Source organism: Bradyrhizobium sp. S3.12.5 (genome assembly GCF_040548225.1).
GTDB classification, from domain to species: Bacteria; Pseudomonadota; Alphaproteobacteria; order Rhizobiales; family Xanthobacteraceae; genus Bradyrhizobium; species Bradyrhizobium cytisi.
This window is the reverse complement of record NZ_JBEPRF010000007.1, coordinates 295,476-320,110: the sequence shown is the minus strand read 5'-3', so window position 1 is coordinate 320,110 and position 24,635 is coordinate 295,476. Positions and strand designations below refer to the sequence as shown.

General features: G+C 64.0%; 20 protein-coding genes and 1 pseudogene. 10 read left to right on the top strand and 11 right to left on the bottom strand.

Annotated features, from left to right (window positions below; all coding sequences use genetic code 11):
* The first annotated feature begins 145 nt into the window (after positions 1-145).
* The 4 genes from ABIC09_RS12910 to ABIC09_RS12895 are packed head-to-tail and all read left to right on the top strand — an operon-like array spanning position 146 to position 4,626.
* Positions 146-1,255 (top strand): ABC transporter ATP-binding protein, encoded by a 1,110-nt coding sequence (locus ABIC09_RS12910; RefSeq protein WP_354109484.1) that lies wholly within the window; start codon positions 146-148, stop codon positions 1,253-1,255.
* A gap of 22 nt (positions 1,256-1,277) precedes the next feature.
* Entirely contained in the window at positions 1,278-2,786 is a 1,509-nt protein-coding gene (locus ABIC09_RS12905; protein ID WP_354109483.1) for an ABC transporter substrate-binding protein, read from the top strand.
* A 10-nt stretch (positions 2,787-2,796) separates the two neighbouring features.
* Positions 2,797-3,738, top strand: coding sequence for an ABC transporter permease (locus tag ABIC09_RS12900; protein WP_148748947.1), 942 nt, complete (start codon positions 2,797-2,799; stop codon positions 3,736-3,738).
* Between the two features lie 3 nt (positions 3,739-3,741).
* Complete coding sequence (locus ABIC09_RS12895; protein WP_354031738.1) at positions 3,742-4,626, top strand: ABC transporter permease; 885 nt, start codon at positions 3,742-3,744, stop codon at positions 4,624-4,626.
* Here the strand turns inward: ABIC09_RS12895 and cnbZ are convergent.
* From cnbZ to ABIC09_RS12845, 10 genes and pseudogenes are all read right to left on the bottom strand, one after another.
* Positions 4,623-5,369 (bottom strand): 2-amino-5-chloromuconate deaminase CnbZ, encoded by a 747-nt coding sequence (cnbZ, locus tag ABIC09_RS12890; RefSeq protein ID WP_354031737.1) that lies wholly within the window; start codon positions 5,367-5,369, stop codon positions 4,623-4,625. The genes ABIC09_RS12895 and cnbZ overlap by 4 nt on opposite strands.
* 9 nt (positions 5,370-5,378) lie before the next feature.
* Positions 5,379-6,629 (bottom strand): response regulator, encoded by a 1,251-nt coding sequence (locus ABIC09_RS12885; protein WP_354109482.1) that lies wholly within the window; start codon positions 6,627-6,629, stop codon positions 5,379-5,381.
* A complete protein-coding gene (locus ABIC09_RS12880) occupies positions 6,626-7,015 on the bottom strand; it encodes a response regulator (RefSeq protein ID WP_148748951.1) in 390 nt (129 codons plus the stop codon). The genes ABIC09_RS12885 and ABIC09_RS12880 overlap by 4 nt, the downstream gene beginning before the upstream one ends.
* The gene (locus ABIC09_RS12875; RefSeq protein WP_354109481.1) at positions 7,012-9,606 is read right to left on the bottom strand and encodes a cache domain-containing protein; all 2,595 of its coding nucleotides are present in this window, start codon (positions 9,604-9,606) and stop codon (positions 7,012-7,014) included. The genes ABIC09_RS12880 and ABIC09_RS12875 overlap by 4 nt, the downstream gene beginning before the upstream one ends.
* Before the next feature lie 54 nt (positions 9,607-9,660).
* Positions 9,661-10,644, bottom strand: coding sequence for an ABC transporter substrate-binding protein (locus tag ABIC09_RS12870; protein ID WP_148748953.1), 984 nt, complete (start codon positions 10,642-10,644; stop codon positions 9,661-9,663).
* A 128-nt stretch (positions 10,645-10,772) separates the two neighbouring features.
* On the bottom strand, positions 10,773-13,868 hold the full coding sequence (locus ABIC09_RS12865) for a MexW/MexI family multidrug efflux RND transporter permease subunit (RefSeq protein WP_148748954.1): 3,096 nt from the start codon (positions 13,866-13,868) through the stop codon (positions 10,773-10,775).
* A gap of 68 nt (positions 13,869-13,936) precedes the next feature.
* On the bottom strand, positions 13,937-15,130 hold the full coding sequence (locus ABIC09_RS12860) for an efflux RND transporter periplasmic adaptor subunit (RefSeq protein ID WP_354109480.1): 1,194 nt from the start codon (positions 15,128-15,130) through the stop codon (positions 13,937-13,939).
* Between the two features lies 1 nt (position 15,131).
* Complete coding sequence (locus ABIC09_RS12855) at positions 15,132-15,833, bottom strand: TetR/AcrR family transcriptional regulator (RefSeq protein WP_354109479.1); 702 nt, start codon at positions 15,831-15,833, stop codon at positions 15,132-15,134.
* Positions 15,834-15,978: 145 nt separating this feature from the next.
* Positions 15,979-16,569, bottom strand: coding sequence for a thiamine pyrophosphate-dependent enzyme (locus ABIC09_RS12850; protein WP_354109478.1), 591 nt, complete (start codon positions 16,567-16,569; stop codon positions 15,979-15,981).
* Positions 16,566-17,107 (bottom strand): annotated as a pseudogene (locus ABIC09_RS12845) (phosphonopyruvate decarboxylase). The gene ABIC09_RS12850 and the pseudogene ABIC09_RS12845 overlap by 4 nt, the downstream one beginning before the upstream one ends.
* Before the next feature lie 106 nt (positions 17,108-17,213).
* On the opposite strand from ABIC09_RS12845, the gene ABIC09_RS12840 reads away from it, so the two are divergent.
* The 6 genes from ABIC09_RS12840 (at position 17,214) to ABIC09_RS12815 (ending at position 23,126) form a co-directional block, all read left to right on the top strand.
* Positions 17,214-18,434, top strand: a complete 1,221-nt coding sequence (locus ABIC09_RS12840; protein ID WP_354109477.1) for a cytochrome P450 — start codon at positions 17,214-17,216, stop codon at positions 18,432-18,434.
* Positions 18,435-18,440: 6 nt separating this feature from the next.
* The gene (locus ABIC09_RS12835) at positions 18,441-19,118 is read left to right on the top strand and encodes a potassium channel family protein (protein ID WP_148748959.1); all 678 of its coding nucleotides are present in this window, start codon (positions 18,441-18,443) and stop codon (positions 19,116-19,118) included.
* Between the two features lie 169 nt (positions 19,119-19,287).
* Positions 19,288-20,502 (top strand): ornithine--oxo-acid transaminase, encoded by a 1,215-nt coding sequence (rocD, locus tag ABIC09_RS12830; RefSeq protein WP_354109476.1) that lies wholly within the window; start codon positions 19,288-19,290, stop codon positions 20,500-20,502.
* Positions 20,503-20,785: 283 nt separating this feature from the next.
* Positions 20,786-22,450 carry a Spy/CpxP family protein refolding chaperone gene (locus ABIC09_RS12825; protein ID WP_354109475.1) on the top strand — a complete coding sequence of 555 codons (1,665 nt, stop codon included), beginning with the start codon at positions 20,786-20,788 and terminating at the stop codon, positions 22,448-22,450.
* 71 nt (positions 22,451-22,521) lie between these two features.
* Positions 22,522-22,800, top strand: coding sequence for a type II toxin-antitoxin system RelE/ParE family toxin (locus ABIC09_RS12820; protein WP_354109506.1), 279 nt, complete (start codon positions 22,522-22,524; stop codon positions 22,798-22,800).
* Positions 22,801-22,811: 11 nt separating this feature from the next.
* A complete protein-coding gene (locus tag ABIC09_RS12815; RefSeq protein WP_354109474.1) occupies positions 22,812-23,126 on the top strand; it encodes a HigA family addiction module antitoxin in 315 nt (104 codons plus the stop codon).
* Between the two features lie 210 nt (positions 23,127-23,336).
* Here the strand turns inward: ABIC09_RS12815 and ABIC09_RS12810 are convergent, their stop codons facing one another.
* Positions 23,337-24,071, bottom strand: a complete 735-nt coding sequence (locus ABIC09_RS12810) for a hypothetical protein (protein WP_354109473.1) — start codon at positions 24,069-24,071, stop codon at positions 23,337-23,339.
* Between the last annotated feature and the right edge of the window lie 564 nt (positions 24,072-24,635).

Sequence of the window (24,635 nt, the reverse complement as noted above, 5' to 3'; positions counted from 1 at the left end):
CGCAGCGCAGCACAAGCGAAGCGCAGTGCTGCGCTGCTGAACCGGGGCCCATGCGGCAACAACCTGGGTCCCGGTTCAGCGTCGCACCACTTCGTGCTGCGCCGCGCCCGGGACACGAGACCGGATTTCGCGGGGAGCGCCGAGGATGACCGCTCTCCTCGAGGTCAAAGGCCTGGTCAAGCATTTCGTCGCCCGGCGCTCGTTGTTCGGCCGGGCGCTGGCCCATGTCAAAGCGGTCGATGGTGTCAGCTTCACACTCGAACCCGGCAAGACCCTCGCTTTGGTCGGTGAATCCGGCTGCGGCAAGTCCACTGTCAGCCGCCTCGTGCTGCGGCTGATCGAGCCAGACGCGGGCACGGTGCGATTCGACGGCCGCGATCTGCTCTCACTCGATCCGGATGCGCTCCGCAAATTCCGCCGCGAGGCGCAGATCATCTTTCAGGACCCCTACGCCTCGCTCAATCCTCGCATGACGGTCAGCCAGATTCTGACCGAGCCGCTGGCGCTGCACGATCTCGTGCCGACGGCGCACCGGCGCGAGCGCGTCGCGGAGCTTCTGCGGCTGGTGGGGCTCGAACCGCGGCTGGCGCGGCGCTATCCGCACGAGTTCTCCGGCGGCCAGCGCCAGCGCATCGCCATCGCGCGCGCGCTTGCGGTCGAGCCGAAGCTGATCATTTGCGACGAGCCGGTCTCGGCGCTCGACGTCTCGATCCGCTCGCAGATATTGAACCTGCTGCGCGAGCTCCAGGACCGGCTTGGTCTGGCCTACATCTTCGTTTCGCATGATCTCGCAGTGGTCAAGCACATCGCCGACCGCGTCGCGGTGATGAATCTCGGCCAGATTGTCGAAGAAGCCGATGCGGGCGAGTTGTTCGCCGAGCCACGCCATCCCTACAGCCGGGCCCTGTTGTCCGCGATTCCGCTGCCGCAGCCTCACGCAAGGCGGGCGAAGATCGTACTGCAGGGCGAGACCCCGAGCGCGCTCAATCCGCCGGCCGGCTGTCGCTTCCACACCCGCTGCCCCTTCGTGATCGACCGTTGCCGCGCCGAGGCGCCGGCGCTGGTGGCAGACGAGGCAGGCCACGCCACCGCCTGCCATCGCGTCAGCGAGCTGCCCCCGGCCGACACCATCCTGCCCACAGCCGGAGGATTCACGCCGGAACTGGCAAAATTAGTCGCCGCCTTCAGCCGAAAGACGGAAGGCGCGAGCCCGGCCGGGGTTGGTATACAGAGTGCAAGGCCTACAACGACGTAGCCGGAGCAATGGGGACTGTCCGATGAAGATGTTTCGCCTGGCCGCAACCGCGGCTGCGTTCCTGCTGTCGCTTGGAGCCGCCCAGGCGCAGACCACGCTGCGCATCGGCCTTGCCGAGGACCCCGATATCCTCGATCCCTCGATGGCGCGCACCTATGTCGGCCGCATCGTGTTCGCCGCATTTTGCGACAAGCTGTTCGACATCGACGAGAAGCTCAACATCGTGCCCCAGCTCGCGCTGTCGAGCGAGACGGTCGATGACGGTAAGGGCCTCGTCATCAAGCTCAGGCCCGGCGTGAAATTCCACGACGGCGAGCCGTTCGACGCGGAGGCCGCCAAATTCTCGCTTGAGCGCCATCTGACCCTCCCCGGCTCGTTCCGCAAGCCGGAGCTCGCCTCGGTCGACCACATCGATGTCGTCGATCCCCTCACTATCAAGCTGGTGCTGAAATCGCCGTTCTCGCCCCTGCTTGCCCAGCTCACAGATCGCGCCGGCATGATGATGTCGCCGAAAGCGGCGAAGGCAGCCGGCGACAAGTTCGGTCTGCACCCGGTCTGCGCCGGCCCCTACAAATTCGTCGAGCGCGTGCAGCAGGACCGCATCGTGTTCGAGAAGTTCGCGGACTACTGGAACAGGGACAACATCTTCATCGATCGCATCGTGTTCCAGCCCATCGTCGACGCCACCGTGCGGCTGGCGAACCTGAAATCCGGCGGCCTCGATCTGATCGAGCGCGTGCTCGCCACCGATCTCAAGGAGGTGCGCGCCGATTCACGGCTGAAGGTCGCCACCGCGATCGAGCTCGGCTATCAGGGCATCACGCTCAACATCGGCAAGGACAAGGCCAAGGGACCGCTGAGCCAATCAGCCAAGGTGCGGCAGGCCCTCGACCTTGCCATCGACCGAGAGGCGATCAACCAGGTCGTGTTCAACGGCGAGTTCCAGGTCGGCAATCAATGGGTCAATCCTGATCATCCCTACTATCAAAAGAGCTTGCCGGTCCGTCCCCGCAACGTGGAGAAGGCCAAGGCGCTGCTGAAGGAAGCCGGCGTGACGCCGCCGGTCGGCGTCGACTTCCTCGTGCCGAAGGGAGCGGAGACAGAGACGCCGGCGCAAGTGATCCAGTCGATGGCGGCGGAGGCCGGCTTCGACATGAAGATCCGCGTCACCGAATTTGCAACCGGGCTCAAGCAGGCCGAGGCCGGCGACTACCAGGCCTTCATGCTCGCCTGGAGTGGCCGCGTCGATCCTGATGGCAACACCTTCATCTTCTTGCACAGTGGCGCTCCTCAGAATTACGGCGACTGGAACAATACGCAGGCCGACAAGGCGCTGGAGGACGCGCGGCTCGTGACCGACCTTGCCAAGCGCAAGGCCAGCTACGAAGTTTTGGCGAAGCTAGTCCAGGATGAGGAGCCGCTGCTTTATCTCTATCACCGCCGCATCATCATCGCGCATACGACCAAGCTCGAGGGCTACAAGCAGATGCCCGACGGCCTCGTGCGCGTCGTCGGCCTCAAGCTGAAGTGACGCCGCGGCGATGCTGAACTTCCTCACCCGCCGGCTTGCGCAGATCGTGCCGACACTGTTCTTCGTGTCGGTGCTGATCTTCTCGCTGCAGCAATTGCTGCCGGGCGATCCCGCCCTGGTGATGGCGGGCGAAGAGCGCGATCCGGCCGTGATCGAGCAGATCCGCCACCAATACCGGCTCGATCAACCGGTCCCCGTGCAGTATGCCTACTGGATGAAGGGCGTGTTATCTGGCGATTTCGGCGAGTCCCTGCGCAACAAGATGCCGGTGCGCGAGCTGATTGCGCAAAAGCTGCCGGTCACGCTGCAGCTCGGCTCGATGGCGATCATCATCGCCTTTCTGATCGGCATTCCCGCCGGGATCGTCGCCGCCGTGAAGAAGGGAACGGCCTGGGACTACGGCGCCAACTTCTTCGCGCTGTGGGGCATCTCGACGCCGAACTTCTGGCTCGGGATCATGCTGATCTTCCTGTTCTCGATCGAGCTCGGCTGGCTGCCGGCCTCCGGCTACGTGCCGCTCACCGAGAACTGGCGCGCGAGCCTTGCCGCCACGATCATGCCGGCCTTCGTGCTCGGCAACGCCATTTCCGCGGTCCTGATGCGGCATACGCGCAGCGCCATGCTCCAGGTGCTGGAAAGCGATTACGTCCGCACCGCACGCGCCAAGGGCCTCTCCGAGCGTTCCGTGATCCTGAAGCATGCCATGCGCAACGCACTGACGCCGATCATCACGCTCGGCGCGCTCGAGCTCGGCACGCTGCTGTCGGGTGCGGTGCTGACCGAGCAGATCTTCTCCATTCCCGGCTTCGGCAAGCTGATCGTGGACGCCGTGTTCAACCGCGACTACGCCGTCGTGCAGGGCGTGGTGCTGGTGACGGCGACCGTCTACATCACGCTCAATCTGGTCGCCGACGTCGCCTATATCCTCGTCAATCCGCGGCTGAGGGGCTAGGCCATGACCGACGCCGCCCTGTCGGGCCCCCTTGCGCAAGCCGACGAGCTGGACAGCCCGGCGCGCCGCGCGCGGCGCCGCCTGTTCAAGCGCAAGGCGGCGGTTGCGGGCCTCGCGGTCCTCACCATCTTCATCCTGCTCGCGCTGCTGGCGCCTCTGATCGTGCCCTACGACCCCATCGCGACGAGCTGGAGCCTGGTGCGCAAGCCGCCCACAATGGCGCACTGGTTCGGCACTGACGAGCTCGGCCGCGATATCCTGAGCCGCGTCGTCTACGGTGCGCGGGCCTCGCTGCTGGCAGGCCTGATCTCGGTCGCGATCGCGCTCGGAATCGGCGTGCCGCTTGGCCTCATCGCTGGCTATCGCGGTGGCTTCGTCGATGCGCTGATCAGCCGGATCACCGACGCGATGCTGGCCTGCCCGTTCCTGATCCTGGCGATTGCGCTGGCGGCGTTCCTCGGCCCGAGTCTTGGCAACGCCATGATCGCGATCGGCATCTCGGCAACGCCCATCTTCATCCGCCTGACCCGCGGCCAGGTGCTGAGTGTCAAGGCCGAGGACTATGTCGAAGCGGCGCGCGCACTCGGCAATCCGCCCTGGCGCATCGCCGTCTCGCACATCCTGCCAAACATCCTGCCTGCACTGCTGGTTCAGGCCACACTCTCGATCGCTGCGGCCATTATCGCCGAGGCGGCGTTGTCCTTCCTTGGCCTTGGCCAGCAACCGCCGGCACCGTCCTGGGGCAGCATGCTTAACGCAGCGCAACGCTTCCTGACCCAGGCGCCCTGGATGGCGATCTGGCCGGGGCTGGCGATCTTCCTCGTGGTGCTGTCGCTCAACTTACTTGGCGACGGCCTGCGCGACGCCCTCGACCCGCGCCAGCGCTAGATCACGCTCTCGCGCATCACGCGGCGGCAATCCATCTCGTATTCGAGGTCGACCACCGGCGGCCGCGCAAAGTGCCAGGTGAGACCTGAGCGTAGTGCACCACGCCGAACCAGTTCATCCACCAGCGCGTGATGGAAGTCGTGCACGGAGTAGGCCTGCACGCCCGTCGTGTTCTTCCAGCCGAATCCGAACGCCGTCATCCGGTTCTCCATCTGGGACGTCGTGGTGAACCGCACCTTCTCGCGCAAACCCTCCGGGCTGAGGTCGCGGTAGCGTACCGTGCGCTCGACATAGGTCCCGCTGCCCTCGCGTGCCTCGGCGCCGCCGGCGATGACGAAGGACGGCGCCTTGGAGCTGGTAGGGCGCGTGAAGGAGAACGCATAGAACGACGGCTCCGACGGCGGATCGAGTTCCGGACAGACATTGCTGCGCGCCACCGGATTGGTGGTGCCGTCGAAGATGCCCCATTCCGACAGCGTCTTGACGTAATGCAGGTTGAACGCGCGGAAGCCCTCCTCGCTGAAGGCGGCCGGCGAACGCAGCTCGCAGGCACAGAAGGCCGTCAACGGACGCCCTGCCTCCTGGATGAACTTTGCCGCAAGCGCAAACCCCTCGGCCAGAGGCACGAGGCGATCGAACCGGACGCGCTCGATCTCATAGCCGTCATCGGCGGCAGCCCCAGCCGAGTACTGAAACACGGAGGGAATGAACCGATAATTGCCGGCGGAGAATTCACGCGTCATGACGAGCTCCTAATCCAATTGAATGCGGATGCCCTTGCCGCCGTTGAGCAGGCGCCTCAAGTGAAATCCGGCGAGAGCATCGTCGGCGTGCGCGCCGACCAGCGCGGCAAAGGTCGGCATGGCCGCGGCGTCACCGGCTTGCATCTTGGCAAAGGCCTCGGAATACTGCGCCGTCTCGGGCGCCTCGAATCTTTCGCGCGGCAGCGGCTCGAACGCGCGCAGCGGCTCGCTGCGCCCGCGCAGCATCAGATCGCCGACGGGTCGCCCCTGGAAGTTCCTGGCTGCCTCGGCGACACTGGAGCTGACACAGATGCGGGTGCCCAGCTGCTTGTTCGCAGCTTCCAGCCGCGCGGCGATGTTGATCGTGTCCCCATACGCGGTGTAGTCGAAAAAGCGGTTCCCGCCGAAATTGCCGACCAGTGCTGACCCGGCGTGAATGCCGATGCGGGTGGCTCCGAAATCCACGCCTCGATCACTTTGGCGCGCACAAAACCCCTGTGCCCACGCATCCAGATCATGGGCGCATGCGACCGCACGCGTCGCATAGTCCGGCTGATCGCCGGGCGCGTTAAACAGCACCTGGATCGCATCACCGATGATCTTGGCGACGGTGCCGTCATGCGCGAACACCACTTCGGTCATCCCGCCGACATATTCGTTGAGGAGCGCGCCCAGCGTCTCGGGCGGCGCGCTCTCGACCAGCGAAGTGAAGCCGGTGATATCGGTGAAAATGGTCGCGATATCGCGCCACTGCACCTCGATCCCCTCGCCCTCGCCGCTTGCCGCCAGACGCTTGGCCAGCTCCGGCGAGAAGTGGCGCGACAGCGCAGCATGGGCGCGCTCGGCCTCCGCCTGACGACGACGCACCTCGCGCAACATCTCGATGTGGCGAAGGGTCTTATCGATCGTGGTTTCCAGGTCGGTGAAGTCGATCGGCTTGGTCAGGAAATCGAACGCACCGCGGTTCATGGCGGTGCGGATATTGCTCATGTCGCCATAGGCCGAGACGATGATGGTCGACTTCTTGTCCTCGGCTTCCTGCAACTTCTGCAGCAGCGACAGCCCGTCCATCCTGGGCATGTTGATGTCCGAGACCACCATATCGACTTGCGGGTTCTGCTCGAGCGATTCCAGCGCCTCCAAGCCGTCGCGCGCGAACATGATGGAGACGAGCCCGTCGCGGATCTGCCTGCGGAATTTCTGCAGGATCAGCGCCTCGAGGTCGGGCTCGTCGTCGACGAAGAGGATGGTCGGGGTCATGCCGCTTGCTCGAGCCTTGTGTCGATCTGCTGGCGCAGCAGCGCAAAATCAATCGGCTTGGTGAGGAGCCCGATGGCGCCGCGCTCGATCGCCTTGCGACGCGTCTCGGCATCGCCGTACGCCGTGATCATGATAACCGGAACATGCGGATGCTCGGCGCGCACCCTGGGCAGCATGTCGAGCCCGCTCATGCCGGGCATGTTGATATCGGACAGGATCAGGATCAACGAGGGGTCGCGAACCTCGGCCGCGAGCCTCAGCGCATCGGGCGCCGAGGGTGCAAACTCCATCTGGAAACGGCCGGCGCGCAGATCGCGCCGGAATTGCTGCCGGAACAGCGCCTCGACATCGGGCTCGTCATCGACGACCAGGATGTAAACGTTCACGTCTTGCCTCCGGAAGGACCGCTTGCCGCCATGACGCGCGGCAGGGAGATGATGAATTCGGTGAAGACACCGGGCTCGGTGTTCACGTCGATCGTGCCGCCGTGCTGTTTCACGACGATGTCATGGCTCATGGACAGACCAAGCCCGGTGCCCTCGCCGGCGGGTTTGGTGGTGAAGAAGGGATTGAACATCTTCCCCTTCACGTCCTGCGGAATGCCTGTGCCGTTGTCGCGGATCCGGATCTCGACCCTGCCGCCGAGATTCTTCGTCGCAGCGCTCAAGCTCGGTTCGAATCCATCCGCGGCGCTTTCCTTGCGCTTGGCCGCAGCATAGAAGCCGTTCGAGATCAGATTGAGGAAGACGCGAGTGATCTCCTGCGGATAGACGTCGGCCATCCCGGCGGCCGGATCGAGGTCGCGCTGGAGCGTCACGTTGAACGACGGCCGTTCGGCGCGCGCGCCGTGATAGGCGAGATTAAGGCTCTCCTCCACGATCGCGTTGATGTCGGTGGGGCGATGCTCACTGGAGCCTTCGCGCGAGTGCAATAGCATGTTCCTGACGATGGAATCGGCGCGCTTGCCGTGCTGCACCACCTTCTCGAGATTCCCCCGCAGCATGCCGGTCAGCTCGTCCACCTCGTCCTTCGTCTTGCCGTCGAGCGATGCCGTTTGCAGGACCTCGTTGAGCTCGTCGATCAGCTCCGCCGAGATCGACGAGAAATTATTGACGAAGTTGAGCGGGTTCTTGATCTCGTGGGCGATGCCAGCCGTGAGCTGGCCGAGCGAGGCCAGCTTCTCGGTCTGGATCAGGCGGCCCTGAGCCGCGCGCAACTCATCAAGGGACTGCGAGAGTTCCATCGTGCGTTTGCGCAACTCATTCAACAGCCGCGCATTCTCGACGGCGATGACGGCTTGTTTCGTGAAATTCTCGACCACAGAAATCTGTTTATCGGTGAACGGACGGACCTCCTTGCGATAGACTGCGATCGTGCCGATCAGCTCGCTCTCCCTCAGCATCGGTACGACGACGATCGTGCGGGCACCGGCCACATCGGAGATTCCGCGAATGCTTGGTCCTCCCGCAATATAGGCCGGTGTGCTTTGCACATCGTGAACGTGAACGACCTGACGCGTCCTGACGACCGCAGCGAGCGCGCTCTCCGGATGAGGGCGTATCGCCACATCTCTTCGCGAAGCGGCGAACGCAGGCGGCACGTTGTAGTCAGCCGCGATGGTGAAGCCTTCGCCGTCCCACAGGTTCATGATCCCGAAACTCGCGCCACAGACGCGCGTGGCATTCTCGAGCAATTTGTGGAAAACTGGCGTGAGTTCGCCCGGAGACGAACTGATCACCTGTAGCACCTCCGAAGTCGCTGTCTGCTGCTCCAGCGACTCGCTCAATTCGGCCGTTCGTACCTCGACCTTCTTTTCCAAATCCGCGTAGGATTCCTGCAAGCGCGCGCCCATGTCGTTGAACTGGTCGGCTAGCTCCTCGAGCTCGTCGCCGGTCTTGATGGAGATGCGCTGAGAGAAATCGCCGCCGCCGATGCGCTCGGCACCGCTGCGCAGCGCTTGGATCGGGCCAACCATGCGGCGCGCGAGGAATATTCCAGCGAGCACCGCGAAGATCGAGGCTGCGAGCAGCACGATCGCGAGCCGCTGCAGCGATGCGTAGAGCGAGGCATAGGCCTCCTCGACCGGCAATTCGACGAACATGGTCCAGCCGAGCGGCGCGATCGGCGCGGAGGCCGTCAGGACCTTCTGCCCCTGGATGTTGGTCGCTTCCTGCAATGCATCCGGCATTGCGCCGCCACCGGCCTGAGCACCGCGTACCTGCTCGAGCTTGGACATGTCGGTGTTGCGCAGCACGAGGCTGATGTCGGGATGCGCGATCAGGCGCCCCTCCGGGCCGACTACATAGGCGTGTCCGTGCTCGCCGACCTTGATCTGGGATACGACGTCCCAGATCAGCTTGAGATTGACCTCTGCAATGCTGACGCCCGCATCCTTGCGGGCGCCGGCCTGCGCCAGCGTCATGTAGGGCTCGGAATCCCTGCGGAAATAGATCGGCCCGTAAAAAACCTTGTGCGCGACCGCCTGCGTGAATTTTGGATCGTCCGACAGATCGACGCCGCTGTCGATCGCGTCCATCGCCAGCCGCGAAACGCGCAGGCGCTCTCTGCCGGTCGCGTCGACCTGGGCGAGCTCGGTGATCGCCGGCACTTGACGCAGCAGCCGCAGCGCGTCGAACCGGCGCGGCTCGATCGAGCCCGCCGACCACGGCAATTGCGTGGTCCAGCCGAGCTGGCTCTCGATCTCCTTGATGAACTGGCCAATCTTGGCGGCCGCCGCCTCGGCCTGCTCGTGCTGGACCCGGATCAGCGAGGCCTTGTGCTCCCGATAATAGAAGAAGACCTCGAACAGGCCATTGGCCAGCAGGGCGACGGCGACCACGGCCACGAACAGCGCGACATATTTGGTGAACAGCCGGGTCCTGATCCCCCGCCCCGCCTCGCCGGACGCGACCCCGCCCTCGGCCGCGCGCGGCAGGGTCCTGGTTTGCGGAGTGTCGGGATGGACGGAAATGCTCATTCCCCCAAGCCTAGCAAGAAGGCCGAACCTTGTCTCCCGCCGCAGCGCACTGGGTCACTCAATGACCTCGTCGGCAAGTGCCAGCAAGGTGGGTGGAATTTCAAGTCCGGTCGCCTTCGCCGTCTTGAGATTGAGCACCAGGGGATAGCGGGTCGGGAGCTCGAACGGAAGGTCGCCGGGATTTGCCCCATTGAAAATGCGGGCGACCAGCGCGGCCGCTCGCTCGAACGATTCCGAAGAATCCGCACCGTAGGACATCAGGCCGCCGTCGCGGGCGAATTGGTCGAATTCGTAGATCGCCGGCAGCCTTCGGACCGCGGCGAACTCGAACACGCGCTCGCGATTAAGAACGGTCAGCGCGTCCGCTACCATCAGGATGCCGTCGGGCAAATCGTTGTTCATCGCGGAAAAGGCTTCGTCGAAATCGTCGGGCTCGCGCACGCCGAGCGCTTGCACGGTCAGTCCGAGCGCCTGGGCCGCCTTCGCGGATGCCTGATAGCGCATGGTCATGCCGAGGTCGTCCTTGTTCCAGAGCATCGCGACCTTGGTCAGTTTCGGCGAAACCTCCTTGAGCAGCGACAGCCGCTTGGCGCTGAGCGTCGCTGCGACGTCCGAAATGCCGGTGATCTTGCCGCCTGGATGCGCCAGGCTTTCGATCAGCTTGGTCTCGACGGGATCACCGACGCCGCTGGCCGCGACAGTGGCAATGCCGGCGGCCTTGGCGGCCATGGCCGTCGGGTAGCCAATGATCACGACGACGTCGACGTTCCCGGCCTTCAGCTCTGTGATGAGCGCGGGCAGCATCGCGACGTCGCCAAGTGCGCCCCGCGCTTCGAAGGTCAGGTTGCGGCCGAGCTTGAAACCGCGCTCTTCGAGCACCTTGATCAGGATCTTGCCGCCCCGGCTCTCCGCCGTCACCGGCGCGATCGGGGCCACCGTACCCAGGCGATAGATACGACCCGGCGTATCGGCCGACGCCATGCCCGGGCGCGCCAATGCCGCCCCGCCAAGCACTGCCAGAAATTCGCGCCTCTTCATCCGACAACCCGCCTCAAGCGCACAATCACGGCGCAGCTGCGATCATAGCACGAGATACCGCGCGACAAGAAAAAGCGGCAACAACCGTGGCTATTGCCGCTTCGCACGCAAATCGAGCTTAGGTCAGGTCAGGTCGGCCGCAGCGCCTTGGCGCCGACGTCGAGTTCATTGACCTGCTTGTTACGCTCGGAATCGGCCGCCGCGCGATGGTCGGTCGCCAGCACGACATAGACGGCCGGCAGCACGAACAGCGTGAACAGCGTGCCGATCGACATGCCGGCCACGACCACGAGACCGATCGAGAAGCGGCTGGCCGCACCGGCGCCGCTTGCCGTCAGCAGCGGGATCAGGCCCGTGACCATCGCAGCCGTCGTCATCAGGATCGGCCGCAAGCGGATGCGGGCCGACATTTCGATGGCCGATCGACGGTCGAGCCGCTCATTGACCTGGAGCTCGTTGGCGAACTCCACCATCAGGATGCCGTGCTTGGTGATCAGGCCGACCAGGGTGAGCAGACCGACCTGAGTGTAGATGTTCATGGTGGCCGCGCCGAAGAACAGCGGGATCAGCGCTCCCACGATCGCCATCGGCACCGAGATCATGATCACCAGCGGGTCACGCAAGCTCTCGAACTGCGCGGCCAGCACCAGGAAGATGATGATCAGCGCGAAACCGAAGGTGATCGCGAGCTGGTTGCCTTCCTGAACATACTGCCGGCTATCCGCGAGAAAGTCGTGGCTGAAGCCCTGCGGCAGCTTCTTGGCCTCACTCTCAAGGAACTCCACCGCAGCGCCGACGGTCACGCCGGGCATCGGCACGGCCGAGAACGTCGCCGAGTTGAGCTGATTGTAATGCGTCAGCGAGTTCGGGTCGGTCTTGGTCTTGATCGAGACCACGGTCGACAGCGGGAGCTGCTGTCCGGTGTTGGTCGTCACATAGTAGCCACCGAGCGATTCCGGCGAGAGACGATCGCTGCGCGGCACCTGCGGGATCACCTGGTAGGACCGGCCCTCGAGATTGAAGCGATTGATGTAGTTGCCGCCGAGCAGAACCGCGAGCGTGCTGCCGAGGTTCTGCATGTTGACGCCGAGATCCTGCGCCTTGGTGCGGTCGATCGTGACCTGCACGTTCGGCTGGTTATAGGCGAGGTCGCTGTCGGAGACGATGAACATGCCGCTCTTGCGGGCAGCGTCCTTCAGCTTCTCCATCTGCTCAAAAACGGTCTGGTAGCCCGCGGTGGAGTTGATGACCATCTGCACCGGCAGACCGCCCGGACCACCCGGCAGCGGCGGCAGGTTGAATGCGAAGGCCTGCACGCCCTCGATCTTGGAGAGCTCGGCCTGGACCAGCGGCTTCAGCGCGATCGACGACCGCTTGCGCTCTTCCCACGGCTTGAGCAGCATGCCGGCGATGCCGCCTTGCGGACCGTTGATGCCGTTCAGCACGAAGCGCAAATCGGTCTCGGGGAATTTCTGGAATTCCTTGTCGAGCTTCTCGCCGTAGAAATCGACATAGTCGATGTTGGCATATTTCGGCGCCTTGGTCACCGCGAACACGATACCCTGGTCTTCCTCAGGCGCCAGCTCCTTCGAGGTGTGCATATAGAGGAAGCCGACGAGTCCGAGGATCGTCACGGCGAACAGGCCGGTGATCGTCTTGTAGTCGAGCGAGCGGTCAAGCCTGCGGCCGTACCAGCGCGTCAGCGCGCCAAACACCCTGTTGACGAGCTTGGCGAAGCGGCCCTCCTCGGTGTTCTTGAGGAGCACCGAGCACATCATCGGCGACAGCGTCAGCGCGATCACGCCTGATACGATCACCGAGCCGGCGAGCGTGAACGCGAATTCGCGGAACAGCGAACCGGTGAGACCGCCGAGGAAACCGATCGGGGCATACACCGCCGCGAGCGTGATGGTCATCGAGACGACGGGGCCGACGATCTCGCGCGCGCCTTCGAGCGCCGCCTGCACCGGTGTCTTCCCTTCTTCGAGATGGCGGTGGATGTTCTCCACCACCACGATGGCGTCGTCGACCACGAGCCCGATCGCGAGCACCATCGCGAGCAAGGTCAGCAAGTTGAAGCTGAAGCCCAGCGCCAGCATCAGGGTACAGACGCCGATCATCGACAACGGGATGGTGACGACCGGAATGATGACCGAACGGAGCGAGGCCAGGAACAGGAAGATCACCACGATCACGATGATGACGGCTTCGCCCAGCGTCTTCTCCACCTCGTCAATCGATGATTGGATGAACTTGGTCGAGTCATAGGCGACCTTCATCTTCATCGAGGGCGGCAGATTGCGCTCGAGCTCCGGGAACAGCGCCCGCACGCCCTTGACCAGCGTCAGCGGATTGCCTTGCGGCGTCGCGTTCACACCAATGAATATTGCATGCTCACCGTTGAAGGCGACGCTCGCGTCGGTACTCTGCGCCGCAAGTTCGACCGTGGCGATATCCTCCATCCGGACGAAGCCACCGTCCTTGGCCTTGACGATCATCTTCCGGAACTGGTTGACGTCGGTCAGGCTGGTGTTCGTCGAGATGTTGGAAACGATGAGATAGCCCTTGGTCTGTCCCGCCGCAGACTGGAAGTTGTTGGCCGCAATCGCGGACGCGACGTCGGCCGGCGATACGCTGCGGCCTGCCATCTTCACGGGATCAAGCCACAGCCGCATCGCAAAGGTCTGGCCGCCCAAAATATCGGCCGAGGCCACGCCGTCGACGGTCGACAGCACCGGCTGCACCACGCGCGTCAGATAATCGGAGATCGCCGAGCCCGACAGCTCCTCGGAGGAGAAGCCGAGATACATCACGGCCGTTGTCTGGCCCGTGGTCTTGGTGACGACCGGATCGTTCGATTCCTTCGGAATCAGATATTTGACCGAATTCGTCTTGGCCAGCACCTCGGTGAGCGCCTGGTTCGGATCGAAGTTCAGCTTGATGTAGACCTGAATCGTCGAGGTGCCGAGCACCGAGGACGAGGTCATGTAGTCCACGCCTTCGGCGGAGGCGACCGCCTGCTCGATCGGCGTCGTGATGAAGCCCTGGATCAGGTCTGCGGACGCGCCGGGATAAACGGTCGTGATGTTGATGACCGTATTCGACAGCTTCGGGTACTGCCGGATCGGCAGCACCATCGCCGCGCGCAGTCCGATCAGCAGGATCAGCAGGCTGACGACGACCGACAGAACCGGGCGCTTGATGAAAATATCAGTAAAGGCCATCGCGGCGATCTCGATTTCTATGTCTCAAGAAACGTGATCCGGCCAGGCCGGATCACGTGAGTGTAGTGTCAGTAGCGCGGCGGTTGCGCCGGGATCTGCGGAGCAGGGTCGGGCGAAATCGCCACGGCGGCGCCCGACTGCAGCTTGAGCTGGCCGACGGCAACGACCTTGTCGCCAGGCTTCACGCCCTTGATGATTTCGGTGCGACCATTGACCCGGCTGCCGGTCTGCACGAACGTGCGCACCGCACTCAGGCTGGTCTTGCCGTCATCTCCCTGCTTCTCGGTGATCACGAACACCGAGTCGCCGTACAGCGTGTAGTCAACTGCCGTCTCCGGAACGGTGATCACGGCCGGCTTGTCCGGCAGCACCACCGTGGTGGTCACGAACATGCCGGGCTTCAGGATCTTCTCCGGATTGGAGACAGTCGCCTGCACGCGGATGTTGCGCGTGTCGGCGGCGATCTGCGGCTCGATCGTGGTGATCTTGCCGTCAAAAGTGCGGCCCGGATAGGCGTCGACCTTCAGCCGGACCAGCTGGCCAACCTTGAGATTCGCGGAGTCCTTTTCCGTCACCGTGAAGTTGGCCCACAGCTCCGACAGATCAGTCAGCGAGACGATCGCCGTGCCCGCGGTCAGATACTGACCGACCTCGACCTTGCGGACGCCGAGATCGCCTGAGAACGGCGCGCGGACGAGCTTCTGCGAGATCAGCGCTTCGGTCTTGGCGATGCCGGCCAGCGCCTGGTCATAGGCGGCCTGCGCGGAATCGACGGTCGCCTGCGGACCGAACTGGCGCGACGCCAGCTGTTTTGCGCGGTCGAGCGAGAGCTGTGCGACCGTTGCCTGGGCCTTGTAGTTGGCGAGGTCGCCCTGATCGGGCGCGTCGAACAGCTGCACCAGCGGCGTGCCGGCCTCGACATGGGCGCCGGGCTCGAACTTGATCTCGGTGACGCGGCCGTTTACGTCGGCGCTGACGTCGACCTGGTGCACGGCGGTGAGGCCGCCGACCGCGGTGAGCAGGTTCGGGATCACCTCGGACTTCGCTTCCGCCGCGCTGACTGCAGTCGGCGGCGGCTTGTTGTTGGCGAAGAACTGCTTGATCATCTGGCCACGGAAATAGTTGAACCAGACGAGACCACCAACCAGCGCGCCCAGGAGCGTGCCGACGATGATGAACCAGAGCACCGGCCGAACCGGACGCTTGGGAGCCTTGCTGTCGATCGGTTCGCCCGAAATCTTGTGTTCGGTTACGATGTTCATGTCATGCGCTTTCTGCAATCGCCGTTTTGCCGGCACCCGCAGCCTGATCGCGGCCCAGATGCGAAGCAATTGCGGCGTCGTTAAGTCCGATGCCTCTCAAGAGAAACTCACAGAGCTGCCGCTCCAGATCGTTCGCCCTGCCATAAGCGAGACAGGGCACGGACGGCAGCCTGGTCAGCGCAGCGGTCATCACCGTATGATGCGCAAACCAGAACAGGTTGAGCGGTTCACTGCCACTCGCCCGCGCATCGCCGGCGGCGACCGCACGTTCGAGCGAGGCGACGAAGACCGCCCCGATCAGCGTCTCGATCTTGGCATATAGCAAACGAGCGAATTCGCCGTCATCCAGATGACTGGTGGCCGTCAGTCGCAGGCGCTGGGCCTCCTCCTGGTCGGGTCCGTCGGCGATCATCAGGAAATGCTGGACCATGCCGCGGATCAATTCCACCAGGGTGGCCGTCGACGACTCGCGCTCGAGCAGATCCATGAGCGCCGGGTCCGCCTCGCACTCGTCGCTGAGGATTTCAGCATAGAGCGCCGCCTTGGACGGGAAATGCTTGAACAGCAGCGCCTCGGAAATGGCAGCAGCGGCCGCCACGCTCTTGGTCGTGGTGCCGGTATAGCCGTGTCGGGCAAAGCAACGCTTTGCGGCTCCGAGGATCAATTGACGCCTCAGGTCGCTCGTCATACGCAATGAGCTCATGCTAGTGAGTAAGCACTCACCCACGCCAAAGTCAAGCCAAATGGTGCGACGCAACCTAGGTGGGTGCCGACTTGTTGGAAATTGGTCACACTTTCCCGACCGCCGAGGGCCGGCCGTCGGCGAGGGCGAGAGCAACCGGGCGATGTCAGATCGGCTGGAAGCCGAGATCGCCGCGGATCCGGTTGACGATGTAGGTCCCGTCCCGACTTGGCAAAATCCGCTCGACGCTGGCGCTGTCGATCTTCACATTGGCAAAGCGCGGCCCCGCCGAGAGATCATGGACGGTCTTGGCGAAGGTTTCGCCCTCGGCCATGGTCGAGATCGCCCGGCTGTCGGTGATGCCACAGGCCCTGGCGACGCCCACCAAATCGGCCGCAGCCGAAGTGTGGCTGGTCTGGCCACCGGTCTCGCCATAGGCCTCGTTGTCGAGCACTGCGATCGAGAGGTTGGAGGGCTTCTGCAGGCCGATGGTGGCAAGGCTGCCCATCCCCATCAGCATCTCGCCGTCGCCGGTGATGACCAGCACCGGCAACTTTGGCTGCGCCAGCGCGAGACCCAGCCCGATCATCGCAGCGCCGCCCATGCCACCCCAGAGATAGAAGTTGCGGGCATGATCGCCCGCGGCGGTGATGTCGTTGGTGGAGGCACCCAGGCCACCGATCGCGACGACGTCCTTGCGGTTGGCCAGCAGCGCGGACACCACCTCGCGGCGGTCGAGGAGATTGGCCTTGCTCATCTGGTGAAAACCTTGGCGCCGATCAGGCGCTGCGACAGCAGGACGGCGGTGGGCGTCAGCGCGTTGTAGGCTTGCGCCGCGGCCGCCTCCAACACGGCCGGCACCTCGGCTGCGTTCGAGGCGCGCAGCACCTTGATGCCGGAGAGCTCGAGCACGCCCTGCGTGGTCGAGCCCATCGACACCTGCCACGGATTGAACTCGCCCACTCGCCGCGCATGGTCACGAGGGTGAGGAACGGAAAACGCAAGATCGGGATCAGCGACAGCATGTTGATGCAATTGCCGACGCCGCTCGACTGCATCAGCAGCACACCGCGCTGACCGCCGGTCCAGGCGCCGGCGAGCAGCGCCACGCCTTCCTCCTCCGTCGTCAGCGGAATGCCGCGCATCGTGGAGGAGCCGAGCACGCGCTGGATCAACTTCGAATGGCCGGCATCGGGCACATAAGGCACCTGCCGCACGTCGAAGCGTTGCAAGGTCGCGAAAACATCGTCCGGCCAGCTCGGGGCGGTGTCGGAAGCATCAGCGCGGGCGTGCATTTTCCTGTCCGGTCGGCTAGCAAATCACGGCGAGACTGTAGACGGTGATCAGCACGGCTCGAAAGAGCGAAAACGGCATATCGGTCTCAACCGGTGAGTATGGCGCATGAACGCAGATGCGAAAGAACTGGCGGCCAATTTCGATCTGGCGAAGCTGACGAGCGAATTCTACGACGATCCCTACCCGACCTATCGTGCACTGCGGGAGAACGAGCCGGTCAAGCGCCTGCCAAGCGGCACCGTGTTCCTGACCCGCTACGACGACCTTGTCGCCGCCTACAAGACCACAAGGTCGTTCAGCTCGGACAAGAAGCGCGAGTTCGCGCCGAAATATGGCGACACCCCGCTCTACGAGCACCACACCACAAGCCTCGTCTTCAACGATCCGCCGGCGCACACAAGGGTGCGGCGCCTGATCATGGGCGCGCTGTCGCCGCGCGCGATCGCGGGGATGGAGCCTGACATCGTCAGGCTGGTCGACAGCCTGCTCGACACCATCGCTGCCAAGGGCGATTGCGAGCTGATCGAGGATTTTGCCGCCTCGATCCCCATCGAGGTGATCGGCAATTTGCTCGACGTCCCCCATGAGGAGCGCACGCCGTTGCGCGACTGGTCGCTGGCGATCCTTGGCGCGCTCGAGCCCGTCGTATCGCCTGCGGTTGCCGCGCGGGGCAACAAGGCGGTGACGGATTTCCTTGCCTATCTCGAGACGCTGGTCGCGCGCCGGCGCCAGAAGCCCGGCAATCCCGAGCGCGACGTGCTGACGCGCCTGATCCAGGGTGAAGACAACGGTGAGCGGCTGACCGAGAAGGAGCTGCTGCACAATTGCATCTTCCTGCTCAACGCCGGCCACGAGACGACCACCAATCTGATCGGCAACGGCCTCGTCGCGCTCGACAGGAATCCGGACCAGAAGCAGCGGCTGATCGATAATCCCGAGTTGATCAAGACCGCGGTGGAGGAGATGCTGCGCTACGAAAGCTCGAACCAGCTCGGCAACCGCATGACGACGGAGCGGGTCGAGCTCGGCGGCGTCATGCTCGAAGCGGGCACGTCGGTGACGTTGTGCATTGGAGCTGCCAACCGCGATCCCGCGCAGTTTCCGGACCCTGAACGCTTCGACGTCGCGCGCACGCCGAACCGGCACCTTGCGTTCGCCACCGGCGCGCATCAATGCGCCGGCATGGCCCTGGCCCGGCTCGAAGGCGCGATTGCGATCTCGCGGTTCCTGGCGCGCTTCCCGGACTATGCCGTAAGCAGTCAGCCGGTACGCGGTGGCCGCGTCCGGTTCCGCGGCTTCCTGAGCGTACCCTGCTCGATCGGCTGAGGCGTCATGAACATCGATCGATTGCGCGAACGCTGGGCCGATCCGGCCCTGACGGTGCTGACAGTGCTGCTGGTGATCATGATGTTCGTGATCGCGCCGCTGCAGGCGCTGGGGCTTTTTGCATTCCAGGTCTCCGAGCTGGTGCTGGCGCTGCTGCTGGTCTGCGGCATCTTCGTGATATCAGGCAGCCCGGTCGCGGTCATCGGCATGCTGATCGCGCTCGGCATGATCGTGACCGGCGCGATCCTGCGGATCAAATCGCCGTCCATTCTCGATCTCAATCTGTTCGCGGGCTCGTGGTTCATCGTGGGCGCGACGATGGCCTGGGCGGTCGCGCGCCAGACTTTTGCACCGGGGCGCGTGACCTATCATCGCGTGATCGGCGCGGTGCTGTTGTATCTGACTGTCGCGATCATTTTCGCAGCCCTCTACACCTTTATCGGCTCGCTGGATCAGGACGCCTTCGTCAGCATGAAGGTGGAAGACAGTCCCAGCCTCGCAAGCGAGGTCATCTATTTCAGCTTCGCGACGATGACCACGACCGGATATGGCGACGTCGCCCCGCTCCATCCGGTTGCGCGCAGCCTGTGCAACATGGAAGCCATCTTCGGCCAGCTCTATCCGGCGACGCTGCTGGCGCGGCTGGTCACGCTGGAGATCGCGCACCGCGATCAGGATTCCTGAAAAGCCCGGCCCAAACAAAAATGTCGAAAACAACCCCATGCACAGTAGGGGCCGGGTTGGCAGAAAATGCCCGGTGGATGCGCGGAACCATTTGACAGGCCGGGGCAAATCGGCAGCATCGCGCAGGTCCCAAGCCAGGCCCCAAGCCGCCCCATGGGAGTGACGAAAAATGAGCCCGTCGGTCATTGATCTCCTCGCAACGGAAGCACGCTTCGGCGCCCATAATTACCAGCCGATCGGGGGCGTCCTGACGCGTGGCGAAGGTGTCTGGGTCTGGGATACCGAAGGCAACCGTTATCTCGATTGCCTCTCCGCCTATTCCGCGGTCAGCCAGGGCCACTGCCATCCCAAGATCCTGGCGGCGATGGTGGAACAGGCGCACCGGCTGACGCTCACCTCGCGCGCCTTCCACAACGACCAGCTCGCCTTGTTCTACGAGGAGATCGCGGCGCTGACCGGCTCCCACAAGGTGCTGCCGATGAACAGCGGCGCCGAGGCGGTCGAAAGCGCGATCAAGTCGGTGCGCAAATGGGGCTACGAGGTGAAAGGCGTGCCGGACGGCCAGGCCGAGATCATCGTCTGCGCCGACAATTTCCACGGACGCACGCTGGGCGTTGTCGGCTTCTCGACGGACGCCGAGACCCGCGGACACTTTGGGCCGTTCGCGCCGGGCTTCAGGATCATCCCGTTCGGCGATGCCGCTGCCCTCGAAGCAGCGATCACGCCAAACACGGTCGCCTTTCTGGTCGAGCCGATCCAGGGCGAAGCCGGTGTCATCATTCCACCAGCCGGCTATTTCACTGGGGTGCGGGAGCTCTGCACCGCCAACAACGTCATGCTGGTGCTCGACGAGATCCAGACCGGGCTCGGGCGCACCGGCAAGCTGCTCGCCGAACAGCACGAGGGCATCGAGGCGGACGTGACGCTGCTCGGCAAGGCCTTGTCCGGCGGCTTCTATCCGGTGTCGGCCGTGCTCTCGAACAACGACGTGCTCGGAACACTCCGACCCGGACAGCATGGCTCGACCTTCGGCGGCAACCCGCTGGCCTGCGCGGTGGCGCGCGCGGCGATGCGCGTGCTGGTCGAGGAAGGCATGATCGAGAACGCGGCCACGCAGGGCGCGCGCTTTCTGGAAGGCTTGAAGGACATCCGCGCCAACACGATCCGCGAGGTGCGCGGGCGCGGCCTGATGCTGGCGGTCGAGCTGCATCCCGAGGCCGGCCGCGCCCGCCGCTACTGCGAGGCGCTCCAGGGCAAGGGCATCCTGGCGAAGGACACCCATGAGCACACGATCCGCATCGCGCCGCCGCTGGTGATCACCAGCGACCAGGTCGACTGGGCGCTGGAGCAGTTCGCGACGATCCTGACGCAGGATTTCTCTTGAGCCTGCCTGCGTCGGAAGATCGCAATGCCGGCCGTGGCCGACAACGAACCATTCCGGCACTTCTGCGTTGAACGTTGCGGGCAGTTAGGAGCTGGGAGCTACGATCATGCTTCCGCGTAGCGTCTGCTTGACGGTTTTTTTGATCAGTATCTCGATGCTGGCGGCGAGCATCAGTGCATCCGCCCAGCCCCATGGAAGGGGTGGACCACCAGGGCCGGCCGCAGCGCCGGCTGCACGGCCGGCAGCCCCACCCGCGATGGCCCGCCCTGCCGCGCCACCAGCCATGGCGCGTCCCGCCGCGCCGGCATTCCATCCGCCGGCCATGGCGCAGCGACCGGCGATGGCGCCACACATCGCCGCACCGCCGCCGCGTCCGGTCCCCCACTTCGCTGCACCACCGCCGCGGGCTGCCCCGCACCTGGCTACGCCGCGGCCTGAATTCCATCGGCCGCCGCCTGCACCGCAACGTCCGGCCATGGCGCCGCGGCCGACGCCGCATATCGCCGCGCCGTCGCGCCCAAGCGCGCCGCCGGCCGTGAGCGAGCGGCTGTCGCGACAGGGGCAGATCGATCAGCGCGCGCAACAGCATCAGCAGCAGATCCAGCAGCGCCAGCAGATGGTGCAGCAGCGGCAGCGCGACGTGCTATCGCGCCAGACGACGGAGCGCCAGACCCGCATCGATCGGCTCCAGCAGCGCGTGCAGCAACTCCAGTCGCAAAAGCCGGAAGGTGCGCGCGCGCAGCGGACGCAAGAACGCATGCTGCAATCGCAGAACCGCCTGCTCCAGCGCGAGCAACGCGCGCAGCAGGGCGATCTGGCACGCCAGCAAAGGCTGGGACAGGCTCCCGCTGCAACAGCTGCAGCGGCTGCCGCCGCGCGGGCTGCCGAGCGCGGGCGGTTTGCCGCGCGCTTCCGCGAGCAGACTACCCCACAAACCCAGGCGGCGCTTATCGCTCGCGAAAACGGCTGGGCGCCCCGGCAGGCCTGGCGGCACCGCCATCCCGCGGCGTTCGTAGCCTGGCTTGGACCGGTGTTCTGGCCTTACGCCTATTCCGACATTTTTGACTACACGTTCTGGCCCCAAGCCTACGAGCCCGGCTATTGGGCCTACGCCTATGACGACCTCGTCGACACCGTGTTCTGGGGCGGGGACAGCGGCCCCTACTCCGCCTATGCCAGCACCAACCCGTATGACTATCCGCAAGCCGGCGGCGGCTATCCCGCACGCCAGCGCGCCAGCGTGAGCCCGCAGACGCTCAAGCAATTGTGCGGCACGCCGGACAAGGGCGTCACGGCGTGGCCGCTTGCCGATATCGCCCGCGCCGTGCGGCCGACGCCGGAGCAACGCGCGCTGCTCGACGAATTGAAGGCCGCGGCGGCCAACGCTGCCGGCGTGTTCAAGGACTCCTGCGCGGAAACTTATGCGTTGACGCCGCCCGGCCGCTTGCGGGCGATGATGAACCGCGTCAGTGCGACGCTGGAAGCGGTCAAGATCGTGCGGCCGGCACTGGAGAATTTTTACAACTCGCTCAGTGACGAGCAGCAGGCGCGCTTCAACGCGCTCGGCCCCAATGTTGGCGAGCGCTCGCCGCCGCAGCAGCAAGCCAGTGCCCAAACCACTGCCGAGGGCTGCGGCGATCCGAAGTCCGGCCTCACCCAGTTGCCGATCCAAAGGATCGAGGCCGTGCTCCACCCCGCGGGCAAGCAAAAGGACGCGCTCGACCGCCTCAGCGAAGCGACGGCCAAAGGTGTCGAAGACCTGCAGGCGGCCTGCCCGAACGATGTACCGCTGACGCCGGTCGGGCGGCTAGAGGCGATGCAGCACCGGCTCGAGGCCATGCTGAGCGCCGCCAAGCTGGTCGAGCCGGCCCTTGACGAGTTCTATGCCACGCTGAGCAGCGAGCAGAAGGCGCGCTTCAACACGCTGCAACAGGTCGCTGGTCCCTAGGCACATAAGCGGAGCTATGACGTAAGCTAGTTATTGACATATGTCAGCTATTAGCTTACATGCTTGAAGCTATGATCAGAGGCTTCAAGAGCAAGGCTCTCGCGGAGCTTTGGGAAAAGGGACGAACAGCGAAAATCGACGCGAAAATGCACGCGCGGATTTTTCGTCGTCTTGATCGCCTGGATGCAGCTGCAGTGCCCGAGGAAGTGAATATCCCGGGCTTTGATTTCCATGCCTTGCGAGGCTTTAAGCCAACGCGCTATTCGGTCCACGTGAACGGGCCGTGGTGCATCACGTTCGAATTCGAGGCCGGCGACGCCTGTCGGATCGACTTCGAACAATGTCACTGAGAGAGACGATCATGGCTCATGTCACGAAACGTAATCCTGATCGCTGCCCGACCCACCCCGGCGCGTTGCTGAGGGAGGACGTGATTCCGGCGACCGGCAAGACCAAGGCCGAGATTGCGCAGCTTCTCGGCATTTCCCGCCAGCACCTCTACGACATTTTGCGCGAGCGCAAACCGGTCTCGCCGGGCGTTGCTGTTCGGCTCGGCAAGTTGTTCGGAGATGGCGCCGGAGTTTGGGTGCGCATGCAGGCAGCCTATGATACTTGGCACGCGGAACGGGAAGAGGACGTGAGCGCAATCCCCACACTCCGCCCCAGGGCCGCATGAACACCGCCCAGATCAGTTTCGTCATGCGCCGGCGTTTGAAGGCGGCGTCGCATTCTCTCGTTGCAACGTGGCCAAACGCCGTGGATGACGTAGTCGCCCAGCCTCAAAGCTCGACGAGAGCATGCCTGTCCGGGCCGCGGCTCGCCGTGAGACTGCGGTGGCACGGAATGCAAACGACAGCCTCGTTCCTCCTCACTCGCTCGTTCCTCCTCACGCGCTGGAAATCGTCTCCTGCCGCGCGTCATTCGTGCTTGCGATCGCTTGAGGCCGCTCTATCTCATTTGCGCTAACGGCGTTGCATTGCTGGAAGTATGAAGACAGCTCAAGATCGGCCAGGTGGTCCCAGTATTCTGCTTCTGCGAGCAGCTTCCATTTGTTCATGCTGTTGTAGGCGGCCTGTTGACGGCACAGCGAACCCATCGCACGCAAGCGTTGCACCTTCTCCACTGCGAACCTCCCTTCGCGCTTGTTTGTTTTACAAGCGCATTCGTGTTGCCACAGCTTTGCAGATTGAATTGACGAGCGATAGTCCGGTGTTTGACGGTCATCGATGATAGCGCAATCGTCTGACTTTTCACCGAATAGTCGAGCCGAACGACGCGAGCACTGACGGCAGCAAAAGGCGCTGCGCAGAATGACCGCTCTTTCGGCCTGCGCTCTACGAGGCGCATTCCATTTCAGGACTGAAATTTTAATTGTGAGCGGCCGTTCCTGGATGGTGGTTAGCTCGTGATCAGACCGGGCCGGACAAAGTTTGATCCCGAAACTATTTTGGCCCGGCCAATTGGACTGCAAGACCGCCTTCGGGCGGTCTTTCCTTATCGCCGCAAAAATCGCCAGCCTTGCCACGCCGATCACAACAATGGCCCCGACGATGACACGTCGGGGCCATTCAAGATCGTCAGGCAGGGTACATCCGCCGTGCCTGCCGATCGTTGATGCCACCGATTACCGCATCCGATCTTGCACAGACTGAGGCGCGGCTGCGGCATCGGGGTGATGATATTCTGCCTGAAAGCTGAAGGCTGTCCACCTCTCGCTGGTAGTACTCCAACCAGCTCGCTGAGCCGCGGCCTCATCGCTGGTCAACGCAGATTGCTTCGCCGCGCGAGAACCGGCTCGACGCTCCTGTTAAACTCGATCTTCTAGCCCGGTACTGCTAGTCGCAACGGCGGACTCTGCGGACCGAACCGTCGTCACGCTCGATTGTGACGGTGCGGCATCCGCGATATCCGCGATCATATCCGTAGGCGCGATAAGCGGGTCGATCATACTCCCGGTAGTAACGGTGCTCCGGGCCCACTCTAACGCCGCCGAGCGGAGTATCAACGGCAACTTGAGCTGACGCGGGTGCAATGGATATCGGCGTGGCGACAGCGAAACCAGCAACCGCCAGCACACCAGCCAGTAACAGTGTTCTCATGAGAGTTTCCTCCTGAGTGATTGTGTCGTTTTCCAACATCCCAGACGGGGGCAAGGTTCCTGCGCGAACCTTATCCAAATGGCCGG